The organism is Streptomyces durocortorensis (assembly GCF_016901035.1).
Lineage (GTDB): Bacteria > Actinomycetota > Actinomycetes > Streptomycetales > Streptomycetaceae > Streptomyces > Streptomyces durocortorensis.
On sequence record NZ_JAFEUF010000300.1, the window covers coordinates 1 to 7166 of the forward strand.

The 7166-nt window shown below is 71.2% G+C and carries 6 protein-coding genes; 3 read left to right on the top strand and 3 right to left on the bottom strand.

Translation table 11 applies throughout. The features are described from left to right. From JS521_RS32000 to JS521_RS32010, 3 genes are all read left to right on the top strand, one after another. Positions 1 to 1008: ABC transporter substrate-binding protein (locus JS521_RS32000; RefSeq protein WP_239488134.1), on the top strand; the 1008-nt coding region annotated here is incomplete at its 5' end. After that, on the top strand, positions 1005 to 2216 hold the full coding sequence (locus JS521_RS32005; protein WP_205086411.1) for an LLM class flavin-dependent oxidoreductase: 1212 nt from the start codon (positions 1005 to 1007) through the stop codon (positions 2214 to 2216). The genes JS521_RS32000 and JS521_RS32005, both read left to right, overlap by 4 nt. A gap of 79 nt (positions 2217 to 2295) precedes the next feature. Then, complete coding sequence (locus JS521_RS32010) at positions 2296 to 3420, top strand: NAD(P)-binding domain-containing protein (protein ID WP_205086412.1); 1125 nt, start codon at positions 2296 to 2298, stop codon at positions 3418 to 3420. 31 nt (positions 3421 to 3451) lie between these two features. Here JS521_RS32010 and mltG read toward each other — a convergent pair whose 3' ends face one another. The 3 genes from mltG to JS521_RS32025 form a co-directional block, all read right to left on the bottom strand. After that, positions 3452 to 4312, bottom strand: a complete 861-nt coding sequence (gene mltG / locus JS521_RS32015) for an endolytic transglycosylase MltG (protein WP_205086413.1) — start codon at positions 4310 to 4312, stop codon at positions 3452 to 3454. 416 nt (positions 4313 to 4728) lie between these two features. After that, on the bottom strand, positions 4729 to 5340 hold the full coding sequence (locus JS521_RS32020) for a hypothetical protein (protein WP_205086414.1): 612 nt from the start codon (positions 5338 to 5340) through the stop codon (positions 4729 to 4731). 39 nt (positions 5341 to 5379) lie between these two features. Then, positions 5380 to 7166: ABC transporter ATP-binding protein (locus JS521_RS32025; RefSeq protein WP_239488135.1), on the bottom strand; the 1787-nt coding region annotated here is incomplete at its 5' end.

Genomic DNA, 7166 nt, shown 5'->3' on the forward strand with positions numbered 1-7166 from the left:
GCCCTGCTCCTCCCCCGCGCCCTCCTCCTCTCCGCGTGCGGCGGGGCCTCCTCCGCCGACTCGGGCGGCAGCACGGACGGAAAGGGCAGCCTCACGCTCAACGTCGGTGACCAGAAGGGGGGTTACGAGGCGATCCTGCGGGCCTCCGGAGGGCTCGACGATCTCGACTACCGCATCAAGTGGTCCACCTTCACCTCGGGACCGCCCCTGCTGGAGGCCGTGAGCGCCGGGGCGGTGGACATCGGCGGCGTCGGCAACACGCCGCCCGTCTTCGCGGCGGGGGCCGACTCGGACATCGCCGTCGTCGGCGCCACGCACGGCTCACCGGCCGGTGAGGTGATCGTCGTACCCGAGGACTCCCCGCTGAAGAAGCCCGCCCAGCTCAAGGGCAAGTCGATCGCCGTCGCGCAGGGCAGTTCGGCCCACTTCCAGCTGGTCGCCTCGCTCAAGAAGGCCGGGCTCGGGATCGGGGACGTGAAGCTGAACTACCTCCAGCCGGCCGACGCGCTCGCCGCGTTCAGCCGCGGCAGGGTCGACGCCTGGGCGATCTGGGATCCGTACACCTCGCAGGTCCTGCGCACGGCGGACGCCCGGGTGCTCACGACCGGTGAAGGCGTCGTCAACGGCCTCGGTTTCCAGGTCGCTTCGCCCGCCTCGCTCAAGGACGCCAAGAAGTCCAAGGCCATCGGTGATCTCCTCGTCCGGCTGGAGCGGGCCCAGAAGTGGGTCTTCGAGCACCCGGAGGAGTGGGCGAAGGTCTGGGCGAAGGAGACCGGGCTTCCGTACGAGGTGGCGCTGGACGCCGTGAAGCTCAGCTACGGCACCCGTGTCCCGGTCGCGATCGATGCCGCGGCCATCGCCTCCGAGCAGGAGATCGCCGACACTTTCGCCGAACTGAAGCTGATTCCGCGGCGGTTCGACTTCGAGGACTACGTCGACACCCGGTTCAACCGCGACCTTCCCCCTTCCTCCACCGCACCGCGCTCCTACGGAAAGGCCTCCTCGTGAACGTCCATCTGCACTGGTTCCTGCCCACCGGCGGCGACGGGCGGACGCTCGTCGACCGGCACGCGTACACCGACGGCGGCATCAAGCGCGACCGGATCACCCCGGTGAGCGGCGTGCGCGCTCCGGACATCGAGTATCTGGCCCAGATCGCCAAGGCGGCCGAGCAGTTGGGCTTCGAGGCGGTGCTGACGCCCACCGGCACGTGGTGCGAGGACGCCTGGCTGACGACGGTGGCGCTGGCCCAGCACACCGAGCGGCTGAAGTTCCTGGTGGCGTTCCGGCCGGGGGTCATCTCGCCCGTACTGGCCGCCCAGATGGCCGCCACCTATCAGCGGATCACCCGGGGGCGGCTGCTGCTCAACGTCGTCACCGGGGGCGACTCGACCGAACAGCGGCGTTTCGGGGACCACTTGGACCATGACCGGAGGTACGCGCGCACCGCGGAGTTCCTGTCGGTGGTGCGGGGCGCCTGTGGGGGGCTGCGTTACTATTTCGCGGGGGACCACACCCGGGGGGCGGGGGGGCTGACCTATTGGCGGCCGGCCCCGCGGCCGTATTTATTCTGGGGGGGGGGGGGGGGGGGGGGGGGGGCGGGCGCCGCCGCGCACGCCGACGTCTATCTCACCTGGGGCGAGCCGCCGGCCCAGGTGAAGGAGAAGATCGACTGGATTCGGGGCCTGGCGGAGGAGCAGGGGCGCACGGTCCGCTTCGGCATCCGGCTGCACACCATTTCGCGGGACTCCTCGCGGGAGGCGTGGGCGACGGCCGACCGGCTGCTGGGCGACCTCGATCCGGACACGATCGCGGCGGCGCAGCAGGCGCTGGGGAAGAGCGATTCGGTCGGGCAGCAGCGGATGCTGGCGCTGCACGGCGGTTCGCGGGACAAGCTGGAGATCGCGCCGAACCTCTGGGCGGGCGTCGGTCTGGTGCGCGGCGGGGCCGGGACCGCGCTGGTGGGCAGCCATGCGGAGGTCGCGAACCGGATCGAGGAGTACCACGCGCTGGGCGTGGAGCACTTCGTGCTCTCCGGCTATCCGCACTTGGAGGAGGCGTACTGGTTCGGCGAGGGGGTCACGCCCGAGCTGGCCCGGCGCGGGCTGCTGCCGACCGTCCCGGCGTCTCCGCTGCTGCACGGGGCGGGCGGCCGCGAGAACCGCCCGGCCTCGGCCCCCGGAGGTGCTCCGCTGCTGGTGGCCGGCGGTCGCTGAGCCTCGCGGTGGTGCTCGTCGGGCGTTCGGGAAGATCCCGGACGCCCCACGAGTTAGTAGAAGCGTGAACATTTCTGGGGTGCGTGAGCTGGACGTGGTCGTGATCGGCGCGGGTCAGGCAGGGCTGTCCGCCGCCTACCATCTGCGCCGCGTCGGGCTGGAGCCGGACGAGGACTTCGTCGTGCTGGACCACGCGCCCCGGCCGGGCGGCGCGTGGCAGTTCCGCTGGCCCTCGCTGACGTACGGCAAGGTCTACGGGATGCACGCACTGCCGGGCATGGAGCTGACCGGAGCCGACCCCGCCCGGCCCTCCTCGGAGGTGATCGGCGCGTACTTCTCCGCGTACGAGGACCGCTTCGAGCTGCGGGTCCACCGGCCCGTGGAGGTCAGCGCTGTACGGGAGGGAAGCGGCGGGCGGCTGCTGGTGGAGACATCCGAGGGGACCTACGCGACGCGCGCCCTGATCAACGCGACCGGCACCTGGGACCGGCCGTTCTGGCCGCGCTATCCGGGCCAGGAAACCTTCCGCGGGCGGCAGTTGCACACGGCGAACTACCCGGGGCCCGAGGAGTTCGCGGGGCAGCGCGTCCTCGTTGTCGGGGGCGGCGCTTCCGGTACGCAGCATCTGATGGAGATCGCCGAGCACGCGGCCGACACCTTCTGGGTCACCCGCAGCGAACCGGTCTTCCGCGAAGGTCCGTTCACCGAGGAATGGGGGCGGGCGGCCGTGGCGATGGTGGAGGAGCGGGTACGCAACGGGCTGCCGCCGAAGAGTGTGGTCAGCGTGACCGGGCTGCCGCTGAACGATGCCGTGCGGCGGGCCCGGGAGCAGGGGGTGCTGGACCGGCTGCCGATGTTCGACCGGATCACGCCGACCGGCGTGGCCTGGGACGACGGCCGTACCGTCGAGACCGACGTGATCCTCTGGGCGACCGGGTTCCGGCCCGCCGTGGACCACCTGGCCCCGCTGAAACTGCGTGAGCCGGGTGGTGGCATCCAGGCCGAGAACACCCGTGCCGTACGGGACGGGCGCGTCCATCTCGTCGGGTACGGCCCGTCCGCCAGCACCATCGGCGCGAACCGCGCGGGCCGCGCGGCGGTGCGGTCGGTCGTGCGGCTGCTGAAGGAGGCCGGCGGCGGGCGGGCCGACAGGGAAACAGCGGCAGCCGAGACGGCCGTCGCCGTGCCCGTCCCGGGGGCCTGAACTCCTCGTCGGCCTCCGGCGGCGGAGCCGGTCAGCCCGTGGCGGCGGAACCGCGGCTGCGGTTGAACTCCTCGACGTTCCTCTGCTGCTCGTCGTAGCTGTCGGTGAACCGGGTGTCGCCGGGGCCCACCGTGACGAAGTACAGCCAGGGGCCGGGCGTGGGGCTGACGGCCGCGCGCAGCGCCTCCTCCCCCGGATTGCCGATGGGCGTCGGCGGCAGGCCCTTGATCCGGTAGCTGTTGTACGGGCTGTCCAGCTGGGTGTCGGCGGTCGTCGTGTCCAGGGTGGAGCGCTTCAGGGCGTAGTTGATGGTGGAGTCCATCTGCAGCGGCATGTCCTTGAGCAGCCGGTTGTAGACGACCCGGGCCACCTTGCCCATGTCGGACGCGGTGTCGGCCTCGGCCTGGACGATGCTGGCGATCGTGACCGTGTCGTAGACGGAGACGTTGTTGCGCTGGGCCCCCGCCGTGACGTGGTCCGCGGCGAAGTGCTTGCGGGCGGTGTCGGCCATGTAGCGCAGCAGGCCGGCGGGCTCGGTCGCGTCGTCGACCGGATACGTGGCCGGGAAGAGGTATCCCTCGGGGTTGCCCTCCGCCTGGGCGGGCAGCTCCAGGTCCGCCGTCGACGCGGCCGCCTGCGTGCTGCCGGGCTTCAGGTCGAGCGCCTTGTCGACCGCTTCGTACACCTGTGAGACGCGGCGGCCTTCGGGGATCATCAGCGTGCTCTGCGGGCTCTCCTGCTTCTTCGGCGGCTCGTCCGATCCGGTCAGGGACAGCGGGATCAGGACGGCGGCCGACACGACGAGCAGCGCGCCGACGACCAGGACGACCTTTCCGCGGCGGGTCGGGCGGAGTCTGCGACGGGGGCGGGCGTCCGGGGACTCGTTCACCATGCGGGCACGTTAACCCGGGGCACCGGCCACGGCCGGTAGCCCGACCACGGCGTCGGACCCGGCGACACGAACGCCGTACGGGCACGAACAGAACGCCCGTAGCCAAAACACACGAACAAGGGATCGGGTGTTCGCTGGAACGCGTGATCGTCAGGGGATTCGTTGCTCTTCACTCGTCCGGGGCGTGATGATTGCAGAGCGCAGTCAACGGGCTGCAGACCGCTACTGCGCAGTCCCACAGATTCACCACGTACAAGGAGAAAGACCAGATGAACTTCCTGACCAACCTGCTTGCCGGCGTCGTCCACTTCGTGGGTTGGCTCGTCTGACCATTGCTCCGCCTGGCGCCGTCGCTCCCCGTCCCACGGGAGCGGCGGCGCCGCCGTGTGTGCCGTGTGTACGCGCGGCCGGTCGGCTCAGCCGTTCGGCGCGGCCGGTCCGGTGAAGGGCGGCAGTGCGGTGAACTCGGGGGCGACCGTCACCGCCGCCGCGAGGACGTCGAGCGTCCGGCGGACCCGGGTGAGCGGGTGGTCCGGGAACTCCGTGTCCCACTGGGCGTGGTCCGCCACGTGGAAGGGCAGCCCGCCCTGGACCTCGGGGGCGTAGGGGTGCGGCCGGAAATACTGGTCGGGGCCGGTCTTGGCCATCACCACGGCTTCCCGCATGCCCGTCATACCGCGTTCGGCCGCCTGGATCTTCACCACGGTGCTGCAACCGGCGCGCGGCACGGTGAAGCTGCCGATGAACGCCTGGCCTCTGGGCTGGTTCGGCAGCGGCAGTTTGAGTATCTGGCGCAGGGCGGGCAGCTCGCCCAGCCGCTTCACCGAGGCCTCGATGAGTCCGCCGCCCGCTCGTGCCGTGAAGTGGGTCAGGCCGTGCCGCAGGGCCGGGCCGTCGTCCAGCGCGGCCGGCAGGTCCGGCGGCAGGTCGAAGAAGTGCAGCGACAGCACATCACCGTGGTCGTTCAGCCAGGTGTCGGTGTCGACGGCGCGGTAGCCGGGGAGTTCCACCCCGAGGAGAGCTCTCATGCGCGGCGATCATGCCGTATCCGCGCCACGCCGGTCACGTCAGGGGGCCGGGATCGGGGTCGGGTGGGAGTCGCGGCGGATCAGGGCGGCGTAGCGGCCGTCGCGGTCGAGCAGTTCCTCGTGCGTGCCACGCTCGGCGACCCTGCCTTCCTCCAGGACGACGATCTGGTCCGCGTCGCGGACGGTGGAGAGCCGGTGCGCGATAGTGAGCGTGGTCCGTCCGGCGGACAGGGCGTCGATCGCTTCCTGCACGGCCTGTTCCGTACGGGTGTCGAGCGCGCTGGTCGCCTCGTCGAGGATCAGCACCGGAGGGTCGCGCAGGATGGTACGGGCGATGGCGAGGCGCTGCTTCTCGCCGCCCGAGAAGCGGTAGCCGCGCTCGCCGACCATCGTGTCGTAGGCGTCGGGCAGGGAGGCGATGTGGTCGTGGATCTGCGCGGCCCGGGCCGCGGCCTCGATCTCCTCGTCGGTGGCCTCGGGCTTGGCGAAGCGCAGGTTGTCGGCGACGGAGGCGTGGAAGAGGTAGGTCTCCTGGGAGACGACGCCGACCGCCCGGGCGAGGGTGTCGAAGTCCAGGTCGCGGACGTCGATGCCGTCGAGCGTGACCCGGCCGCCGGTGACGTCGTACAGCCGGGGAACGAGGTAGCTCAGCGTGGACTTGCCGGAGCCGGTGGATCCGACGACCGCGAGGCTCGCGCCCGCGGGGACGGTCACGTCGATGCCGGTCAGCGTCGGGCCGTTCTTCTCGTCGTAGCTGAAGTCGACGCCCTCGAAGGCGATCTCGCCGCGGATCTTCTCCAGCCCGACCGGATGCTCCGGTTCGGTGATGTCCACCGTGAGGTCGAGGTATTCGAAGATGCGCTGGAAGAGGGCGAGGGAGGTCTGCATCTGGACGCCGGTGGAGAGCAGGCTGACCGCCGGGCGGAACAGCCCCTGCTGGAGCGTGACGAAGGCGACGAGCGTGCCGATGGAGACGGCGGCGGCTCCGGACGCGAAGGTGAGCCCGGCCGCCCAGTAGATGACGGCGGGCATGGCGGCCATGACGATGCCGATCGTGGACATCCGCCAGCGGCCGGCCATGTTGGAGCGCACTTCGAGGTCGACCAGACGCTCGGACTCCTCGGCGAACCCCCGGGTGAGGGAGTCGGAGCGGCCCATCGTGCGGCCGAGCAGGATGCCGCTGACCGAGAGGGACTCGGTGACCGTGGCGGCCATCGCGGCCATCTGCTTCTGGCGCTGGGTGGTGATCCTCTTGCGCTCATTGCCGACGCGGCGGCTGATCGCGACGAAGACCGGGAGCAGGAGCAGCGAGACGACGGTGAGCCGCCAGTCGAGGGCGAGCATGGCGACGACGGTCGCGATGACGGCCGTGAGGTTGGAGACCAGCGAGGTCGCGGTGGAGGTGACCGTCGCCTGCATGCCGCCGATGTCGTTGGCGATACGGGACTGGACCTCGCCCGTGCGGGTGCGGGTGAAGAAGGCGAGCGGCATCCGCTGGAGCTGGGTATAGACGGCGGTGCGCAGGTCGTGCATGACGCGTTGGCCGACGGTGGTCGAGATGAGGGTCTGGAGCACGCCGAAGACGCTGGTCATCACGGCGGTGAGGATCATGCCGAGCGCCAGCAGGGTCAGCAGGCCCGTGCGTCCCTGCGGGATGGCGGTGTCGAGGATCTCGCGCAGCAGGAACGGGGAGGCGACCCCGACCAGGGAGGACGCGCCGACCAGCAGGCCGACGACGGCCAGGCGGCCTCGGTAGGGGCGGAAGAGGCGGAGGATGCGGCGCACCTCGGCGGGCGGCCGGTCGGCGTCGGGGCGGGCATCGGGCG

What these genes read in the sequence shown, in the direction of transcription:
- mltG (WP_205086413.1), bottom strand. Translation starts at nt 4,312, where the DNA reads ATGGTGAACGAGTCCCCGGACGCCCGCCCCCGTCGCAGACTCCGCCCG.
- JS521_RS32020 (WP_205086414.1), bottom strand. Translation starts at nt 5,340, where the DNA reads ATGAGAGCTCTCCTCGGGGTGGAACTCCCCGGCTACCGCGCCGTCGAC.